Genomic DNA, 18,619 nt, shown 5'->3' with positions numbered 1-18,619 from the left:
ACCATCGAACTGGACAAGCGCGACCTTCAAATCCTTCAGATTCTGTCGGTGGAAGGGCGGATTTCAAAGTCTGAACTGGCCCGCCGGGTCAACCTGTCCAGCTCGCCCTGCTGGGAGCGGTTGAAGCGGCTGGAAAACTCAGGCCTGATCAAGGGCTATCGCGCCGAGGTTGATTTAACGCAAGCCACTGAATTACTGACCGTATTCGTGCAGGTTGAACTGGAATCCCACCTTGCGGCGGCCTTTCAATTGTTTGAGCGGTCCATGGCGCAGTATGACGAAATCATCGCCTGCTGGGCGACGGGTGGCGGCTATGACTATCTGCTGCAAGTGATGACCACCAATATCGGGGCCTATCAAATCCTGATTGATGATCTGCTGGACGCCCGGATCGGGATTAAACGCTACTTTACGTATGTGGTGACAAAGCAGGTCAAGTCTGGCGCACCGCCGTTGGCCAGCTTGCTGGGCGCGCGGGTAGAATGACTGCTGCGGCCCGGTCAAACAGAAGAACTGCCTTGGCAATCGCCCCAGTTCAGCGGAATCGCTGGCAGAAGGTCTGTTATGGTGCGGCCAACGCAATTTTGTCAGACGGGTTTTCTTAATGCCACATGCCGTATCCCAAGTTTCGCATGCCTCGCTCGCGCTCGAGGACCCGCAATTGTTTTGTGACCGGGCGTTCATCAATGGCGCGTGGGTGTCGGGGGGTGAAGAGGCGGTTATCGCGGTCCATGATCCGGCGGATGCGACGCTGCTGGGGCATGTTGCGCGCCTGACCGGCGCAGATAGCCGCGCTGCGGTCGACGCCGCATCGGGCGCGTTCCCGGACTGGGCCGCCGCCTTGCCGCAGGATCGGTCGGCATGCCTGCGGCGCTGGTTCGAGTTGATGATCGCGCATCGCGAAGATCTGGCCCGTATCATGACCCGGGAGCAAGGCAAGCCAATTTCCGAATCCCGCGGAGAGATCGATTACGCCGCCGCTTTTCTGGAATTCTACGCCGAAGAAGCCAAACGCCCCAATATCGAAGGGGTGACGTCGCATCTGGTGGATGCCGAGGTCGAATTGTGGCGCGAGCCGGTTGGCGTGGCCGCCCTGATCACGCCGTGGAACTTCCCCTCGGCGATGATCACGCGCAAGGCCGCGGCTGCGCTGGCCGCAGGTTGCACCGTGGTGGTCCATCCGTCGGCAGAAACGCCGTTTTCTGCGCTGGCCTTGGCAGAACTGAGCGTGCGGGCCGGGATCCCCGCAGGGGTGTTCAACGTGGTGACCGGGATGGCGCCTGAAATCGTGACCCCGTGGCTGGATGATCCTCGGGTACGGGCGCTGTCGTTCACCGGATCGACCGAGGTTGGGCAGTTGCTGTATCGCGGCGCGGCTCAGACCGTGAAGCGACTGGTTCTGGAATTGGGCGGTCACGCGCCGTTCCTCGTCTTCGCGGATTGCGATCTTGATCGGGCGGTGGACGAGGCGATCAAGGCCAAGTTCGCGACTTCGGGTCAGGATTGCCTCGGGGCGAACCGTTTTTTGGTTGAGCGTCCGGTCTATGACGCGTTTTGCGCCAAATTCGCGGAACGCAGCGCCGCCCTGACCCTTGGGCCGGGGATGGAGGATTGCGATCTGGGGCCGCTCATGAACGAAAAAGCCGTGCGCAAGCAGGAGCTGCATGTCGCTGACGCCTTGGCCAAAGGGGCGCGGTGTCTGACCGGGGGCGCACGCGGGGCCATGGGGCCACTGTTCTTTCAACCGACCGTTTTGGCTGATGTGTCCGACGATGCGCTGATCTTCCATGAAGAAACCTTCGGCCCGGTCGCGGCCATTGCCGCGTTCGACACCGAGGAAGAAGCTGTCAGCCGGGCCAACGCCACCGAATACGGCCTTGTCGCCTATCTGCACAGCCAAGACCCGCGCCGAATTTACCGGCTCAGCCGGGCGTTGCAATTCGGCATGGTGGCGGTCAACCGGACCAAGGTCACCGGCGCGCCGATCCCGTTCGGCGGCATGAAACAATCCGGCCTTGGCCGCGAAGGCGCCCGGCAGGGGCTCGAGGCTTTTACCGATATCAAATATGTGTGCCGTGACTGGGGGTAATCCCGGCGGCGCGTTCCACTCACTGCAGACTTCCTCTGAAAGGACCATCAATGCTTACCAATGACCAGCTCAGCTCTTGGGATCGCGAAAATTTCTTCCATCCGTCGACCCATCTGGCGGCCCATGCGCGGGGCGAGACCAGCAGCCGGATCATCAAGGGCGGCGAAGGGGTCTTTATTGAGGACCGTGACGGCAAGCGGTTTTTGGATGCATTTGCCGGGCTGTATTGTGTCAATGTTGGCTATGGCCGTCAGGAAATTGCCGAAGCCATTGCCGATCAAGCCCGTGAGTTGGCCTATTACCACGCCTATGTCGGGCATGGCACCGAAGCATCGATCACCCTGTCGAAGATGGTGATGGACCGGGCGCCTGCGGGCATGTCGAAAGTGTATTTCGGGCTTAGCGGCTCGGACGCCAATGAGACCAACATCAAGCTGATCTGGTATTACAACAACATCCTTGGCCGTCCCGAGAAAAAGAAGATCATCTCACGCTGGCGCGGCTATCATGGCTCGGGTCTGATGACCGGATCGCTGACCGGGCTGGGCGTGTTCCACAAGAAATTCGACCTACCGTTGACGCAAGTCATTCACACCGACGCGCCCTATTATTTCCGCCGCCCGGATCGCACCATGTCCGAGGCGCAGTTCACCGCGCATCTGGTGGCCGAACTGGAAGCCCTGATCGAACGCGAAGGTGCCGACACCATCGCCGCCTTCATTGGCGAGCCGGTGCTGGGAACCGGCGGGCTGGTGCCGCCGCCGGCTGGATATTGGGATGCGGTGCAAGAGGTTCTTGCCAAGCACGACATCCTGCTGGTCGCGGATGAGGTCGTCACCGGCTTTGGTCGGCTTGGCACGATGATGGGGTCAGATCACTACGGGATGCGCCCGGATATCATTACCATCGCCAAAGGCCTGACCTCGGCCTATGCGCCGCTGTCCGGCTCGATCATCGGTGACAAGGTGTGGCAGGTGTTGATGCAGGGCACGGATGAAAACGGCCCGCTGGGACATGGCTGGACCTATTCGGCGCACCCAATCGGGGCCGCGGCGGGCATTGCCAATCTGGAATTGATCGATCGTCTTGGACTGGTGAAGAACGCGGGCGAGGTTGGGTCCTATTTCCGTGCGGCCTTGATCGACCGGATCGGCAATCACCCGATGGTGGGGGATATTCGCGGCGAAGGCATGCTGGCGGCTGTGGAATTTGCCGACAGAGACACCGGAAAACTGTTTGATCCGAACGACAAGGTCGGGGCGCGGGTTGTTGGCGCGCTGTTGGCCGAGGGCGTCATTGCGCGGGCGATGCCAGAAGGCGATATTGCCGGATTTGCGCCGCCGCTGTGCCTGACGACCCAAGAAGCGGATCAGATCGTCGATGCCATGGGCAAAGCGGTGACAGAAACGCTGGGCTAATCCGGTCGTGGAAAGAAAAAATGGCGTTCGGCTCAGTCAGAGCCGAACGCCATTGCGTGCTGCTGCCGCGTGGTGCGGTGGTTATTGCCGTTCGACCGTAACCACTGCGGAATCAAAGGCCAGATAGCCGCGCAGTTGCGCCGCTGCCTCGGTTGGCGATTCAATCGACCAGGCGACATTGTCCAAGACCCGGCTTTTGGTGTCGATGGAGTAGTACTCTGCGGTGCCGAGCCCGGGAAGGTCCCGGCTTTGATCGGTCTTGTCGAAAAATGCCATCGCGACGTCATCTCTGGGAATGTAGATCACATCCGCCGACCCGAGTTGACGCAAAGCCAAAGCGTGTTGGGTTTCGGCGTAGACAGCCCCGGTCACGTAAACGACCCATTTTCCTTCAATTGCGACGATGCTTGTCTCGTTTGTCATATTGTCCATCATTTGATTCAATCTGTCCCTAGCTATGCGTCCAGCATGAAGTGCGTTCCTGTCACCAAGGTGACAGGCTGTGACCTGTGATCGTCAGATCGGCTGGGTGGCTGCAATCAGCCAGTCCCGGGTCGCAGGCGACACCAGCGGCGCAAGGCGGGCGCGGGTCTCAGCGTGGTACGTGTTCAGCCAGACCTGTTCATCGCGGCTTAGAAGTGCGCTGTCAACGAGGCGCAGATCCACAGGTACATAAGTCAAAGTCTCAAAGCACAGCATCGACCGCGCATCGCCGCCGTCAATGGCGGGTGCAGAACCGACGACGATCAAGTTCTCAATCCGAATACCAAATTCTCCGGTGCGATAATAGCCCGGTTCGTTGGACAGGATCATCCCCGGCTTCAAGGCTTCAAGCCCGGCACGCGACAGGCGCTGAGGCCCCTCATGGACAGACAGAAACGCGCCGACGCCGTGGCCGGTACCGTGGTCATAATCCAGTCCGGCCAACCACAGCGGGTAGCGGGCCAGCGCATCCAGATCGCGCCCAGCCAGCCCGTCGGGAAACCGGGCGCGGCTGATCGCGATCATCCCCTGCAGAACCCGGGTAAAACAAGCGCGGTGATCGGGCTCTGGTGTGCCGATGGCGACGGTCCGGGTGATGTCGGTAGTGCCGTCCAAATACTGTCCACCACTGTCGATCAACAGCAACTGACCCGGCTCTATCGTCCGGTTGCTGAGGTCGGTAACGCGGTAATGCACAATCGCGCCGTTCGGACCCGCACCGCAGATGGTGTCGAAACTGATGTCCTGTAATTGATTGCCCGCACGGCGGAAGGTTTCCAGTGCGGTGACCACCTCGGTTTCCGTCAGGGGTGTGCCGCCGTTCAAAACCCGTTGTGCGGCTTGCTGGTCGAGCCAGCTTAGAAATTCGACCATGGCGACGCCGTCCCGCAGATGCGCCGCTTCGGCGCCGGCAATTTCGGCGGCAGTCTTACAGGCTTTTGGCAGGATGCAGGGATCGCGGCCAAAGACCGTGGCAACCTTGGCGGCATCAAGGGCCAGTTTGACCGCCATTGGGGTGCTGTCGCGGTCGATCCGAACAGGCCCGGTCAGCGCGGCCAAGGCGGGCGCGAAGTCGGCAGGGTCGGCGACGGTAACCTCTGGGCCAAGGTGGTCAGAGAGCCCTGCCAGTTTTGCGGGCGAGGCATAGAGCGACACCTGGGCATCGTGGTGCAGGATCGCGAAGGCCTGCATGACGGGCACCCGGGGCAGGTCGGTTCCCCGGATGTTCAGCAACCATGCGATGCTGTCCGGAAGGGTCAGGATCGCCGCGGTCTGTCCCGCATCGCGCAAGCTTTGCGCGAGTGATTGCCGTTTGTCGGCGGCACTGCGCCCGGCGAGGGCTTCGGGATAGGCTTGCGCTTTGCCATCGGGTGGGGCAGGGCGATCCGCCCAGATCGCGTCAACCAGATTGGCGGTTTCAAACAGCGTGATGCCGGTGCCGGTCAGTTCTGTGCGCAGGGCCTCGATCTCGGCCACGGTGTGCAACCACGGATCAAAGCCGATCTTGGCGCCGGGTGCAGCATGGGTTTTCAGCCAATCGGCCAATTTGATCTCGGGCCAGTGGACCGGCGAGAACGCGGTGGCATCGATCTCGCTGCGGACCTGAACCCGGTAGCGCCCGTCAATGAACACCCCGGCACGCTCGGGCAGGATCGCCGCGAACCCGGCCGATCCGCTGAAGCCGGTTAGCCAAGCCAACCGCGCATCATATGCGGCCACATATTCGCCCTGATGGGCATCGGCGCGCGGCACCAGAAATCCGGTCAGTCCGGCATGTGAGATCGCGGCCCTTAGCGCCACCAGACGGGGCGGGCCGTCTTGCGGGCGGGTCGCTGCTTCAAAGCTTTGGAACATTATTTTGCCCTGTTCAGGCCGCCAAAGCGGGCTTTGGCGCGTGGGTCGCTATCAAACAACGAGGCAAGCTGCTCGGTCATCGCCCCGGCCAGTTGCTCCACGTCGGTGATGGTCACGGCGCGACCGTAGTAGCGGGTGACATCATGGCCAATGCCGATGGCGATCAGTTCCACCGCCCGGCGTTTCTCGACCATGGCGATGACATTGCGCAGATGCTTTTCCAGATAGCTGGCAGAGTTGACCGACAGCGTGCTGTCATCAACGGGTGCGCCGTCGGAAATGACCATCAGGATTTTGCGGGCTTCGGGCCGGCCAAGCATCCGGCGATGCGCCCATTCCAAAGCCTCGCCGTCGATGTTTTCCTTCAGCAAGCCTTCCTTCATCATCAGGCCAAGATTGGGCCGACTTCGCCGCCATGGCGCTGCCGCGGACTTATAGATGATGTGGCGCAAATCGTTCAGGCGGCCCGGTTGCTGCGGTCGGCCTTCGGCCAGCCAATCCTCACGCGATTGACCGCCTTTCCAAGCCCGGGTCGTAAAGCCCAGAATTTCCACCTTCACATCGCAACGTTCCAGCGTCCGGGCCAAGACATCGGCGCAGATGGCCGCAATTGAAATTGGACGGCCGCGCATCGACCCGGAATTGTCCAGCAACAGGGTGACGACGGTGTCCCGGAACTCCATGTCCTTCTCAACTTTGAAGCTGAGCGGGGTGGTCGGGTTCGCCACGACCCGGGCCAGCCGCCCAGCATCCAGCGTGCCTTCTTCCAGATCGAACTCCCACGCGCGGTTCTGTTGCGCCTGCAAGCGGCGCTGCAACTTGTTCGCCAAGCGGCTGACAGCGCCTTTTAGGGGTTCAAGCTGCTGATCCAGATAGGCGCGCAGGCGCTCAAGCTCGGCCGGTTCGGCCAGATCCTCGGCCCGGATTTCTTCGTCATGGGCTTGAGTGAAGACGTGATAACTGGGATCGGCATCAGAAATCGGCGGCGGTGGCGGCGGATCCAGCGGGGCCTCGCCATCCGCCAGTTCGCTGTCGTCGGTCATCTCGGAATCGGCCATTTCGTCCATGGTGACCTGCGCCTCGGCGCTGTCCATGCTGTCGTCCTGAGACTGGTCGGGCGCGGCCTCGGCGTCATCGGTGCCTTCGGACTCGTCCGACTGATCGTCTTCGGCGTCAGGGGCGTCTTCGTCATTCTGCGCGTCGTTATCGGGGTCTTCGCTTTCGGCGTCGGGGTCTTCGCCCAACTGATCGCCATAGCCCAGATCTTCGATCATCCGGCGCGACAGTCGGGCAAAAGCTGCCTGATCCGTGAGCGTCCGATCCAGGTCGCTCAGCGTGTCTGCGGCCTGATCCTCGATGAACCCCTGCCACAGCTTCATGACATTGGCGGCCCCTTCGGGCAGGGCGCGGCCGGTGGCCAGATGGCGCAGCAGATACCCCGCAGCCACCGCCAGCGGTGCGTCTTCGGATTTGCTGATGCCCGCATAGCCTTTACGTTCGGCCTCTTGCGCGATTTTGGCGTCAATATTTCCAGCGGTTCCGGGCATGGTCCGGGCACCGACCGCTTCGCAGCGCGCCGTTTCCAACGACTCATAGATGTCGCGGGCCATCTGACCGTCCGGAGTATAGCGGGCATGGGTCGCCGCATCATGATACCGGTGCCGCAAGGCAAAGGCGTCGGCGGTGCCGCGCGCCAAAAGCACTTCGGCTTTGGTCATCCGGCGACTGACCTGCGGCAGGCGCACGGAATCGTCTGTCATGCCCGGCGGGTCCACTGAAAAGGTGACCGTCAGCTCAGGATTGTCGGCAAGCACCCGCGTCGCTTCGGTCAGCGCTTTTTTGAACGGGTCGGACGGGTTCTCGGGATGACTCATGGGGCCTCGGCGATCGCAATGGATGCCGCCAGTTATGGCGGGTTTGCGCGGCGATGACCAGACGGGGGTGCGGCCTTCTAGTGCCAGAACTGCCGGGTTTCGGACAGGTCGGTCCATAAGGCCTTGGCTGTGTGCCACGTGTGTTCGGCCTGAACGGTCCGGCTGCCAAGGATCAAGCCTGCGGCACGCTGGGCATCGGGGTTGTCGGCGCCGGGGGCGTCGGGGCCGGTCAGCATGGCTTCCGCCATCGCCAGATCGTTCAGACTGCCAAAAATATCTTGTAGGGCCGCCATGCGTTTGACAAAGGACGCCACCCGCTTGCCGGGGTATAGCGGCTGCATGAATTCGACGGCATAGCGTAGGCTTTTCAGGCGTTTGCGCAGGTCGTGCCGGGCTTCGATGTCGAGGGTTTCAATGCCGCGCGCCCGTTTGCGGGTCTTGGCCCAAAGCCTGTCCAGCGCCCGTGCGGACAGCGTGTCGACCGGTTCCGCCAAACGCCCGGTCTGCGCATAATCGCCGGCAACCAGCCAGCCGCGGGTTTCGATAAACCGGGCCAGACCCAGCACAAAGCTCTGCACCCGAATACCGTCAAGCTCCTGCCGCAGCGCATGACGGTTGGTGTCCTGACAAGCGCGCAGCCGTTCGGCCAGAACGTCAAAGCCTTTTTCATTCGGGAAATTCGCTATCTCGGGGGCCAAAAGATCATCGATGACCACGTCGAGATCGCGCTGGGTGCCGACGACTTTGGCCAGCCAGCGGGCTTCGTGATTGAGCCGATTAGCCTCGGCGCCGCCGATGGTTGGCGCGAACACGCCAAACGCGCTGCGCAACCGGCGCAGGCCAATCCGCAGTTGATGCGGGCCTTCGGGGCGGTCCGTGTCCCGGGTTACATCCAGATTGACTGTGATCTGGTCAAAACATTCGCGCAGAATGTCCCGGGCGGCCAGTTCTGCCGAGAGAGCGGGCCGGAGCGGGACCTTTTTAGCCTTTCGCGGACTGATCGGCGGCTCAATGACGCCGTCTTTCATCAGCATGAACCCGCGTGCGGCCTTGGAATGGCGCGAAAAACGCAAGCCGCCCTCGGGAAACATGTCCTGCGCCAGATCGAACAGCGTGCCGATATCGCCGCTCATCAGTTCCAATTCCAGTTCGCACAGCGGTTCAGAGCGTTCGCCCGCGACGATCTTGCCGCTGTCCAAGGCCACCTCAACGTTGGCCCCATTGGCCCGGGTCAGAACCGTGCTGATGCGCTTCATTCGGGTCTCAAACACGGCCGCCAGATCCGCATCGCCGATGGTGGCCAAGACATGCGCGCGCAGGTCATGGTCAGGGATGGCGTCCAGTGCCAGACGACCGCCGGGGGCGTTGCATTCTGCTTCCTGCACCGTTTGAACGCCGCCATTGCCCGAACGACCGGCCTTGGCGGTCTGAACCCAGCGCCGACCATCCTGGCGCAGCCGCAAGGCGATGCCTGCGCCTTTCAGGGCCAGATCTGGGGTGTCGTAATAAATGCTCCGCAAGGACCGAGCCGTCGGCAGAGCCTCCAATCCGGCCAGATCGCGAACAAGGCTGCGCAGGCGGCGCAGTTCCCTGTCGTCAATCAGCAGCTTCAGCTCGATCTCGGTCATTGGTCCGTCACATCCTAATTTCGGAGCATTGGAAGCCGTGCGCGTCGGATATGGCGTGATCCACGCGGTGGCCCGACGCGACGCGGCAGAGGCATTATCCGAGGCTCATGCTGGCGGCGCTTTCGGGCAATTCCTGATCGAAGCAGCGCTGATAAAACTCGGCCACGGTCTGCCGCTCTAGCTCGTCGCATTTGTTCAGGAACGACAAGCGGAACGCATAGCCGACATCGCGGAAAATTTCGGCGTTCTGAGCCCATGTGATGACGGTCCGGGGACTCATCAACGTAGATAGCTCACCGTTCATAAAGGCGGTGCGGGTCAGGTCAGCCACTGTGACCATATGGCCAAGGGTCTTGCGGCCACTCTCGGTATTGTAATGCGGGCATTTCGCCAGAACGATGGCACATTCCGCATCGTGGCTAAGATAATTCAGGGTCGCGACCAGCGACCAGCGGTCCATTTGGCCTTGGTTGATCTGCTGGGTGCCGTGATAAAGACCGGTGGTGTCGCCAAGGCCGACCGTGTTGGCGGTGGCGAAAATCCGGAAATAGGGGTTCGGCGTGATCACTTTGTTCTGGTCGAGAAGCGTCAGCTTGCCGTCGGTTTCCAACACGCGCTGAATGACAAACATGACGTCGGCGCGGCCTGCATCATATTCGTCAAAGACGATCGCGGTGGGGGTGCGCAATGCCCACGGCAGGATCCCCTCCTGAAACTCGGTAACTTGCATGCCGTCTTTCAACTTGATGGCATCCTTGCCGATCAGGTCGATACGACTGATGTGACTGTCGAGGTTGACCCGGACCGTGGGCCAGTTCAGGCGTGCGGCCACCTGTTCGATATGGGTCGATTTTCCGGTGCCGTGATAACCTTGGATCATGACCCGGCGGTTATATGCGAAGCCTGCCAAAATGGCCAAGGTGGTGTCCGGGTCGAACTTATAAGTCGGATCAATGTCTGGCACGCGATCACTGGACTCGGCGAAGGCTTTGACCTTCATCGGTGTGTCGAAGCCAAAAACCTCGCGAACGGAAATTTCCTCAGTCGGTTTCGTGTTCACATCCATGCCGTCCGCCATTGCTATTTTGCTGCCTCAGTCAAGCTTGGTGGTGCAACATATTGGGCAGGAGGGCAAGAGGGGGCCGCGCATGACGGCTGTTACTGGCCGGCCGCGCGCGCTGCTGCAATGGCCGTGCCTGCGGCCCAACCGCTGGACCATGCCCATTGAAAATTATACCCGCCCAGCCAGCCGGTCACATCGACCACCTCGCCGATGAAATAAAGCCCGGGAACCGCGTTCGCCTCCATCGTGCGGGACGATAGGGCGGCGGTGTCGACCCCGCCCAACGTGACCTCGGCCTTGCGGTAACCTTCGGTGCCGCTGGGCACTAAGCGCCATTGGGTGATCTGCTCGACCAGAGTGGCAAGGCGAGCGTCGGACAAGTCGGCAAGACGGCCGGTGACGCCGGACAAGGCCCCCATTTGACTTGCCAGTCGCTTGGGCAGGATCTCGGCCAAAGCGGTGCCAACATCGCGGCGTCCGGCTTTGGCGCGGGCAGCGCGCAGTTCGGCCATCAGGTCGATCTCGGGGCGAAGGGTGACGGTGATTTCGTCCTGTTCCCGCCAATAGCTGGAAATCTGCAGGATCGCCGGTCCCGAGAGACCGCGATGGGTGAACAACAAGGCTTCGTCGAACGCGGTCCCGTTGCAGGCGATGCGGGCGTCACAGGCGACCCCTGCCAGATCCGCGAAACTGTCGCTGAATGTCAGCGGCACGAGGCCCGGGCGGGTGTCGGTGACTGGCAGGCCGAAATCCTGAGCGACCTCATAGCCGCGACCACTGGCACCGATCTTGGGGATGGATTTGCCGCCGCAGGCCACCACGACCCGATCCGCCGACACGTGAAATTCCTGCCCGGCGCGGCTTAGGGTTGCGACAAAGCCGTCGCCTTCCCGCTCCAGCAATTCAAGGCGCGTGTTCAGCCACATCTCCGCGCCGGCACTGTCCATCTCTGCGATCAGCAGGTCGATGATGTCTTGGGCAGAATGGTCACAAAACAATTGCCCCAAGGTTTTTTCATGCCACGCGATCCCATGCCGGTCGACCAATGCGATGAAGTCCCACTGGGTATAGCGGCTGAGGGCGGATTTGGCGAAATGCGGGTTGGATGAGATGAAATTCCCATGGCCTGCATTCAGGTTGGTAAAATTGCAGCGCCCGCCGCCGGAAATGCGGATTTTCTCGCCCGGTGTGCGGGAGTGCTCGATGACGACAGCGCCCGGCCCGCAATGGGCCGCGCACATCATTCCTGCGGCACCTGCTCCGATAATCAGAACCGGAACGTGATCAACCTTTTCAGACATTTAACCCTGCAAGCCTTGGTTGCGCGGGGGGCACAAGGCCTGCCGCGCGGTGGTGTCAGTCCCGGAAGGACCGGCTTTCCTTGATTTGATCCCACGCCCAGACCACTTCTTGCAGGCGCTCTTCGTCACTGCGGTCTCCGCCATTCATGTCGGGGTGTAACACCTTGATGAGGCTCTTGTATTGCTTGCGAATTTCGATTTTTGTCCAATGGTCCTTGGCTTCCAAAATCTCCAAAGCCTTGCGCTCGGTCGGCGGCAGCCGCCGGGTGCCGGTGATCGACTTTCCGGGGTTCTTGGTCGCGTTTTCGCCCAGCACCTGATGCGGGTCTTCGACGCCCAGACGGGCCCAAGCGCGTTGTTCGTCAGATTTCTTACCGAACGGCTTGGTCTCACGTCCCCAGACGCGATCTTTGTCAATTTGCGCGTCCATTTCGTCTTCGGTGGACCCGTTGAAGAAATTCCACTTCAAATTGTATTCGCGCACGTGATCTTTGCAAAACCACAGATAATCATCCAGCGAATCCGGGGATCTGGGCGCGCGATATTGGCCTGTCAGGTCGCAGCCGGGATGTTCACACGCCCGCTGTGAGGTCTCAAACGCCCCAGACATGCCCCGCTTTCCGCGCGTCTTCTTCTTCTTAGCGGATGATATCGACATATCGAATCCGAAGGGATCATCTCTGGACATGGGCACTACCTTTCCGACTCGTTCCTTTGGGCATTCCAACCCAAGGCGGGGCAGTCTAACCTTTCTGAGCGGAAGAAAAAGAGGGAAGCAGATAAAAATGACAGTTGCGCAGCAGATTCACGGTCGCCTTGAGGCCGAGTTTCACCCGTATCGCCTTGAAGTCTTTGACGAAAGTGAAGATCATCGCGGCCATTCCGGCTATCAAGATGGTGGCGAGAGTCATTTTCGTGTGTTGATCTCTGCGCCGATCTTTGCCGAGATGTCCCGGCTGGATCGCCACAGAGCCGTTCATCGGGCGATCGGCCCTGATCTGGTGGGACGCATTCACGCCCTAGCGTTAGAGATCGCGGGCTAGCTTCGATCTTCTAAAAGGCGCAGGGCTTCGCGGGTGGCTTGATCTTCTGAGATGTCGATGGCCCGGCGGAACACCAGCATGGTGCGAAAGACATTGCGCGTGCCGGTCAGTCCGGCGCGCTCTTCGGATGGCAGCGTCTCAGCGCGAAGAAACTCCCAGCCGTCCTGAGCTTGCGTATTCAACACCTCCGACAGGGTGTCGGCAAAGCGGTCCTCGGCGGTGCCGCCGCCCTTGATTTTCCGCGCCCGAGCCGGGGCAGGAAGAACCTTATAGGTGATTGTGGTCATAGAGGCCCCCCGAGACTTGCCTCGCCTTTGTATGGTCGGGGCGTTTGGCATGGAAAGAGGGATACCGCATTTCCAGCTTTGCCGTAGGGCAACAGTCGCTCTCGTGCAACAGGGCGGCGCCGTCGCCCGCCGATCCGTTAACCAAATCAAAGGAAATGGGAACAATTTTCAACGGTTTTGCCGTATTTATGGCGGGGGACGGAGCCGGTTCTGGGTGGTGGCCCGTCTGAGTTTTGGTCGTCAAAAGGTGTTGAAAATGTTCAAGGTTGTGCTGTGTTCCATTCTGCTCGCGCTTGCCGCCTGTTCGTCTACCGCGCTGCGTCCGCCGACGATGGCGGCGAGCGATGACACCCAGTTGCACGCCATGGACCTGATCGACAGCAGCCGGGAATTTGAAGCGGCGGTGGTGGGGCAACGTCTGAAAGGCAGCGGCGTGGATGTCACCGTCGCGCCCGATGGCATTCTGGTGGGGCGGGCTTTGGGGCGACCATTTGTGGGCGGCTGGGTCTATCGCAAGGGGGTGCTGTGCACCTCTTTAACCGAGCCGAACCTGAAAGTGGCTGCGGACCGCAAATGCTTCCGCGCAGCGGTGCATGGCCGTGAGGTCTTTTTGGTGCCGCTCGGATAGGCCGCAAAGGATCATCCCTTTATCTCAGGGATTGAGCAACGTCGCGACCGGACCGCGGCGTCATGGCGGGGCAGATGCCCCGCCATGAGTTTTAATTTCGGTTCATCCGGTTCTCGATCAATTCGTCGACGACCGCGGGCTCTGACAAGGTCGATGTGTCCCCCAAGGCGCCGAAATCGTCCTCGGCAATCTTGCGCAGGATGCGGCGCATGATTTTGCCCGACCGGGTTTTGGGTAGTCCGGGCGACCATTGGATCAGGTCGGGGCTGGCAATGGGGCCGATTTCGTTCCGAACCCAATCCCGCAGTTCTTTGCGCAACTCTTCGGTCGGCTCAATGTCGTTCATCAAGGTGACGTAGCAGTAGATGCCTTGCCCTTTGATGTCGTGCGGATAGCCGACAACCGCAGCCTCGGCGACCTTTGGGTGGGCGACAAGCGCGGATTCGACCTCGGCTGTGCCCATCCGGTGGCCTGACACGTTGATCACGTCATCGACGCGCCCGGTGATCCAGTAATAGCCGTCCGCATCGCGGCGACAGCCATCGCCGGCAAAATAGTGCCCTTTGTAATCCGAGAAATAAGTTTTCCCGAACCGGTCATGGTCGCCATAAATGGTGCGCATCTGGCCGGGCCAACTGTCCTTGATGCACAGCACGCCTTCGCAGGCTGTCTCGGTGATTTCGGCCCCGGTCTGCGGGTCCAAGACCACCGGTTGAACCCCGAAGAAGGGCAGGGTGGCCGAGCCGGGCTTGGTTGCAAAAGCGCCGGGGAGCGGGGTCAGCATGTGCCCCCCGGTTTCGGTCTGCCACCAGGTGTCGACAATCGGGCACCGGCCCTTGCCGACATGTTCGTTATACCAGTTCCACGCCTCGGGATTGATCGGCTCGCCAACCGTGCCCAGCAACCTGAGTGAGCTGAGATCGCACTTGTCGACGAATTCGGCGCCTTTGCCCATCAAGGCCCGGATTGCGGTGGGGGCCGTGTAGAACTGGGTTACCTTGTGCTTGTCGCAGACCTGCCAGAACCGGCTGGCATCGGGATAGGTCGGGACGCCTTCGAACATCACCGTGGTGGCCCCATTCGCCAGTGGACCGTAGATAATATAACTATGGCCGGTGACCCAGCCGACATCGGCGGTGCACCAGAAAATGTCGCCCTCGTGATAGTCGAAGACATATTCGTGGGTCATGGCCGCATAGACCAAATAGCCGCCGGTACTGTGGACCACGCCCTTCGGCTGACCGGTGGAGCCAGAGGTATACAGGATGAACAGCGGGTCTTCGGCGTTCATCTCGGCGGGCGTGAAGCTGTCCTTTGCAGTCTCGCGCAGCGCATTGTAATCGAAATCGCGACCGTCCACCCAAGTGGTCTGACCGCCGGTGCGTTTCACGACCAGCATCCGCACATCGTCACTGGTGTGCAGTAGGGCGGCATCGGCGTTGGATTTCAGCGCTGTCGCGCGTCCGCCACGGGGGGCATGGTCGGCCGTGATCAAAAGCTTTGCGCCCGCGCCGTTGATCCGGGCGGACAGGGCGTCTGGCGAAAATCCGGCGAAAACAATGGAATGAACCGCGCCAATCCGGGCGCAGGCCAGCATCGCATAGGCCGCCTCTGGCAGCATCGGCAAATAGAGGACGACCCGGTCGCCGCGGCGGACACCCAGATCGCTCAGGATATTGGCCATCTTACAGACTTCGGTGTGCAGCATCTTATAGGTGATGTGCTGGGCTGGCTCGTCGGGATTGTCCGGCTCAAAGATGATCGCCGTTTGATCGCCGCGCGTGGCAAGATGGCGATCAACGCAATTGACCGAGGCATTCAAAGTGCCGTCTTCGAACCACTTGATCTCAAGCGCATCGAGATCAAAATTGGTGTTCTTGACCTTGGTATAAGGGGTGATCCAGTCGAGCCGCTTTCCGTGCTCGCCCCAGAACCCATCCGGGTCGGAAATCGATCGCGCGTACATACTGGTGTAAGTGTCGGCGTCGATATGGGCGTTGGCGACGAAGTCGTCGCTTGGCGGATAAGTTTTGTCGTCGTGACTATGACCGGTCATGGCAGTTCTCCCTATCTTTGCGTTCTGCTGTGATGCCGCGAAGCCGCAGTTTGACGCATCCTCGCGGACACCTTACCACTTTCGGAAACGCTGTGAATAAGCGTCGGTAATCGAACGGTTTTTTTGTAAAAATATTTTCTGCTGCGCGGATGGGTCAGAAAAGCTGTGTTATGTGCCTGTTTCTGGCGCAGGGGCGTCTGCCCGCGAAGCCGTTGGCGGGCCTCCTCAATTTGCTGTCGCGGCCTGACCAAGTCGCCGGGCATAACGCCCAGCCGAACCGGCCTGTTGGCTAGTCGTGGTGATGAATGCGTCCAAATCGTCCGCCGTGGAACAGCAGTGGTTCGCCCGGTGCCAAGGTTGTGTGCAAGACTTTGGACACCAAAATCTTATGATCACCGCCATCATGAACCGCCACGGTTTCGCAATCAAAGCGACAGAGCGCGCCGTGCAGTAAGGGGACATTTGTTTCGCCTTCGGACCAGTCCAGCCCCTCAAAGCGGTGCCCGGATTTGGCAAAATGGCGGGCCGTGTCCGATTGGTGTGCGCCCAAAACATGGATTGCCGAATGGGTTGCGTCGCAAAAAATCCGGGCCCGATCCGATCCGACATCCACGGACCACAGGACCAGCGGCGGATCAAGCGAGACGCTTGCAAAACTGTTGGCCGTGATCCCACAGGGGCCGTCTGGGCCGCGCGTCGTGACAATGGTGACGCCGGTGCCGAAGGTGCCCAAGGCGTCCCGGAACAGGCGTCGTGTGTCGGGTCCGGGTTTGAAACTGGTCATGGCTGCGCCTTTGGCTCCGACGGGGTCAGGGAACCTCTCGCCCCAGCGCGAGAGAATAGAGGTCAAACCACGTCTCGCGGTCGAGGGATACCTGACATGCCTCGCCAATTCGTGCAATCCGGTCAAGGTTATTGGTGCCCAAAACCGGCAGGATCTGTGCTGGATGCGCCAACAGCCACGCGATGGCGACGGCGGAGGCCGCAACCCCTTGCGCGGCGGCGATTTGGCTTAGGCGCTGGGATAGCAGCCCGTGATCGGGGCTGAACAATGCGCCGCCAGCCAAGGGCGACCATGCCATGGGCGGTATCCGACGCTCGTGCAGAAATGCAATCTCGCCATTGCGAAAGGGCGAACTGGCCAGCAGGCTGATTTCGATCTGGTTGGTGATCAGCGGATTGGACATCCGCGATTGCAGCAGTTGCCAGTCATGTGGCGCAAAATTCGACGCGCCCACATGGCGGACTTTGTCGGATGTGACCAACGCGTCCAAGGCCGCGCCGGTGTCGTCGGGGTCAAGAAATGGATCGGGTCGGTGGATCAGCAGCACGTCGATTTGCTCAATCGCCATATCGGTCAAAGAACTCTCGACCGAGGCCATGATATGACGGCGTGAGGTGTCATAGTGCTTGATCCGGGTGGCGGCGTGGCGACCTGCGGCCGCCTTGATGCCGCATTTGGTCACGATCTGCATCTGATCGCGCAGGTGTGGCGCGGCTTTCAAGGCCCGGCCTAAAATGGCCTCGGCGGTATAACCACCATAGATATCGGCCTGATCGAAGCTGGTGATGCCTTGGCTGAGGCACGCCTCAATCTTGGCCTGAACATGGTCCGGGCTGGTGTCGGGGTCATCGGCCAGACGCCACATGCCATAGACAAGACGGGACAGATCCAACCCGGGGGCGAGGGTCACGCGCGGGATCATCGGCGGGGTCCCACTGCCAACGGCGTTGCGGGCGGCGTGGCGGGCACGCGACCATAGACATGCGGCAACGAACAGGTTTTCAGATGCGGCAACACGCGGGCACCGAAGCTTTGGCATTCGTCCAGATGCGGATAGCCGGAGAAGATGAACGATCGCAGACCCATTTTCTGATAGGCCTCGATCTCGGTGAGGACCTGATCGGTGGAGCCGACAATGGCCGCGCCGCAGCCCGAACGTGCGCGCCCGATCCCGGTCCAGAGGTGCGGCTCAACATAGCCAAACTGATCGGCCAGTTCCCGCGCTCGGGCCTGATGGGATACCCCCAAGGACCCGCTGTCTTGGGCGCGGTCACGGATCAGCTTGCCATAGTCATCGTCCAGCTTGGAGGTCAGATGCTCAGCATACTCGCGGGCTTCGGCTTCGGTGTCGCGCACGATCACATGCACCCGCAAGCCGTAATCTAAGGTCCGGCCATAGCGGGCGGCGACGCTGTGCACGGCTTTCATCCGCTCAGCCAACTGGGCCTTGGGCTCTGGCCACATCAGATAGACATCGCAATGCTGGCCGCACAATTCCAGTGCCGCCGGGGAATAGCCGCCGAAATACAGCAGCGGCCCGCCGATTTGGTAGGGGCGGGCAGGGTCGGTCGGGACGTTCTCGAACTGGTAGATGTCGCCGTGATAGTCAATCCGGTCCCGGGTCCATGCCTGTTTCAGGATTTCCACGACCTCGCGCGAGCGTTGATAGCGGTGGGCGCTGTCGGCGACCTCGCCGGGGAAATCTGATGAGATGATATTCGCGGTCAGGCGACCTTCCAGCATGTGATCCAGCGTGGCCAAGGTTCGGGCCAGCATGATCGGCTGCATCTCGCCGCAGCGCACCGCGGCCAGCATGTTGATCCGGTCGGTGAGGACCGCACCGCCCGCCACGAAGCTTAGTGTGTCTTGCCCGACCTGATAGGACGATGGACACAGGATGTTCCGAAATCCCTGCGCTTCGGCCTCTTGCAGGATCGCGGAACAATGCGCCCAACTGGACCGCAACGCGCCGTCCGGCACCCCCAGATAGGCAAAGTCATCGGAACATAGGGCCGCGAACCAAGACACTTCCAAAGCGTCCAGATCCGCAGAGGTTACAGGGACAACAGACATGTCAGACCTCCCGCAAGATGATCCTTGCCTAGCAGGTC

Annotated in this window: 17 protein-coding genes; 5 read left to right on the top strand and 12 right to left on the bottom strand. The window is 60.9% G+C overall.

Annotation, left to right across the window (positions count from 1 at the left end; translation table 11 throughout):
• Window positions 1-3 precede the first annotated feature (3 nt).
• The 3 genes from BV911_RS00140 (at window position 4) to BV911_RS00130 (ending at window position 3,507) form a co-directional block, all read left to right on the top strand.
• Entirely contained in the window at window positions 4-486 is a 483-nt protein-coding gene (locus BV911_RS00140) for an Lrp/AsnC family transcriptional regulator (RefSeq protein ID WP_086051989.1), read from the top strand.
• Between the two features lie 118 nt (window positions 487-604).
• The gene (locus BV911_RS00135) at window positions 605-2,089 is read left to right on the top strand and encodes an NAD-dependent succinate-semialdehyde dehydrogenase (RefSeq protein WP_086051562.1); all 1,485 of its coding nucleotides are present in this window, start codon (window positions 605-607) and stop codon (window positions 2,087-2,089) included.
• Window positions 2,090-2,139: 50 nt separating this feature from the next.
• Window positions 2,140-3,507: an aspartate aminotransferase family protein gene (locus tag BV911_RS00130; protein WP_086051561.1), complete on the top strand. Its 1,368-nt coding sequence runs from the start codon at window positions 2,140-2,142 to the stop codon at window positions 3,505-3,507.
• Between the two features lie 81 nt (window positions 3,508-3,588).
• On the opposite strand, the gene BV911_RS00125 is transcribed toward BV911_RS00130, so the two are convergent.
• The 7 genes from BV911_RS00125 to BV911_RS00095 all read right to left on the bottom strand — a co-directional run bounded on the left by BV911_RS00125 (window position 3,589) and on the right by BV911_RS00095 (window position 12,398).
• Complete coding sequence (locus BV911_RS00125; protein ID WP_086051988.1) at window positions 3,589-3,930, bottom strand: DUF427 domain-containing protein; 342 nt, start codon at window positions 3,928-3,930, stop codon at window positions 3,589-3,591.
• Between the two features lie 93 nt (window positions 3,931-4,023).
• Complete coding sequence (locus BV911_RS00120; protein WP_086051560.1) at window positions 4,024-5,844, bottom strand: aminopeptidase P family protein; 1,821 nt, start codon at window positions 5,842-5,844, stop codon at window positions 4,024-4,026.
• Entirely contained in the window at window positions 5,844-7,718 is a 1,875-nt protein-coding gene (cobT, locus tag BV911_RS00115; protein ID WP_086051559.1) for a cobaltochelatase subunit CobT, read from the bottom strand. Before cobT ends, BV911_RS00120 begins: the two co-directional genes overlap by 1 nt.
• 77 nt (window positions 7,719-7,795) lie before the next feature.
• Entirely contained in the window at window positions 7,796-9,346 is a 1,551-nt protein-coding gene (locus BV911_RS00110; protein WP_086051558.1) for a CYTH and CHAD domain-containing protein, read from the bottom strand.
• Window positions 9,347-9,440: 94 nt separating this feature from the next.
• Entirely contained in the window at window positions 9,441-10,424 is a 984-nt protein-coding gene (cobS, locus tag BV911_RS00105; protein WP_086051557.1) for a cobaltochelatase subunit CobS, read from the bottom strand.
• Between the two features lie 80 nt (window positions 10,425-10,504).
• On the bottom strand, window positions 10,505-11,710 hold the full coding sequence (locus BV911_RS00100; protein ID WP_086051556.1) for an NAD(P)/FAD-dependent oxidoreductase: 1,206 nt from the start codon (window positions 11,708-11,710) through the stop codon (window positions 10,505-10,507).
• A 55-nt stretch (window positions 11,711-11,765) separates the two neighbouring features.
• Entirely contained in the window at window positions 11,766-12,398 is a 633-nt protein-coding gene (locus BV911_RS00095) for a DnaJ domain-containing protein (RefSeq protein ID WP_086051555.1), read from the bottom strand.
• Window positions 12,399-12,495: 97 nt separating this feature from the next.
• Between BV911_RS00095 and BV911_RS00090 the strand changes: the two genes are divergently transcribed.
• The gene (locus BV911_RS00090; protein WP_086051554.1) at window positions 12,496-12,753 is read left to right on the top strand and encodes a BolA family transcriptional regulator; all 258 of its coding nucleotides are present in this window, start codon (window positions 12,496-12,498) and stop codon (window positions 12,751-12,753) included.
• Here BV911_RS00090 and BV911_RS00085 read toward each other — a convergent pair.
• Window positions 12,750-13,040, bottom strand: a complete 291-nt coding sequence (locus tag BV911_RS00085; protein ID WP_086051553.1) for a hypothetical protein — start codon at window positions 13,038-13,040, stop codon at window positions 12,750-12,752. The two genes, BV911_RS00090 and BV911_RS00085, sit on opposite strands and share 4 nt — an antisense overlap.
• 256 nt (window positions 13,041-13,296) lie before the next feature.
• On the opposite strand from BV911_RS00085, the gene BV911_RS00080 reads away from it, so the two are divergent.
• Entirely contained in the window at window positions 13,297-13,668 is a 372-nt protein-coding gene (locus tag BV911_RS00080; RefSeq protein WP_139840007.1) for a hypothetical protein, read from the top strand.
• 91 nt (window positions 13,669-13,759) lie between these two features.
• Here BV911_RS00080 and acs read toward each other — a convergent pair whose 3' ends face one another.
• From acs to BV911_RS00060, 4 genes are all read right to left on the bottom strand, one after another.
• Window positions 13,760-15,724 carry an acetate--CoA ligase gene (gene acs, locus BV911_RS00075; protein ID WP_086051551.1) on the bottom strand — a complete coding sequence of 655 codons (1,965 nt, stop codon included), beginning with the start codon at window positions 15,722-15,724 and terminating at the stop codon, window positions 13,760-13,762.
• 289 nt (window positions 15,725-16,013) lie between these two features.
• The gene (locus tag BV911_RS00070) at window positions 16,014-16,508 is read right to left on the bottom strand and encodes a flavin reductase family protein (protein ID WP_086051550.1); all 495 of its coding nucleotides are present in this window, start codon (window positions 16,506-16,508) and stop codon (window positions 16,014-16,016) included.
• A gap of 25 nt (window positions 16,509-16,533) precedes the next feature.
• Entirely contained in the window at window positions 16,534-17,427 is an 894-nt protein-coding gene (locus BV911_RS00065; RefSeq protein WP_086051987.1) for an aldo/keto reductase family oxidoreductase, read from the bottom strand.
• On the bottom strand, window positions 17,427-18,581 hold the full coding sequence (locus tag BV911_RS00060) for an LLM class flavin-dependent oxidoreductase (RefSeq protein ID WP_086051549.1): 1,155 nt from the start codon (window positions 18,579-18,581) through the stop codon (window positions 17,427-17,429). The genes BV911_RS00065 and BV911_RS00060 overlap by 1 nt, the downstream gene beginning before the upstream one ends.
• Window positions 18,582-18,619: the final 38 nt, after the last annotated feature.

This window comes from Pseudoruegeria sp. SK021, assembly GCF_002119405.1.
Classification (GTDB): Bacteria; Pseudomonadota; Alphaproteobacteria; order Rhodobacterales; family Rhodobacteraceae; genus Meridianimarinicoccus.
Note: the sequence above shows the minus strand (reverse complement) of the source record. Positions and strands in the feature narration are given on the sequence as shown.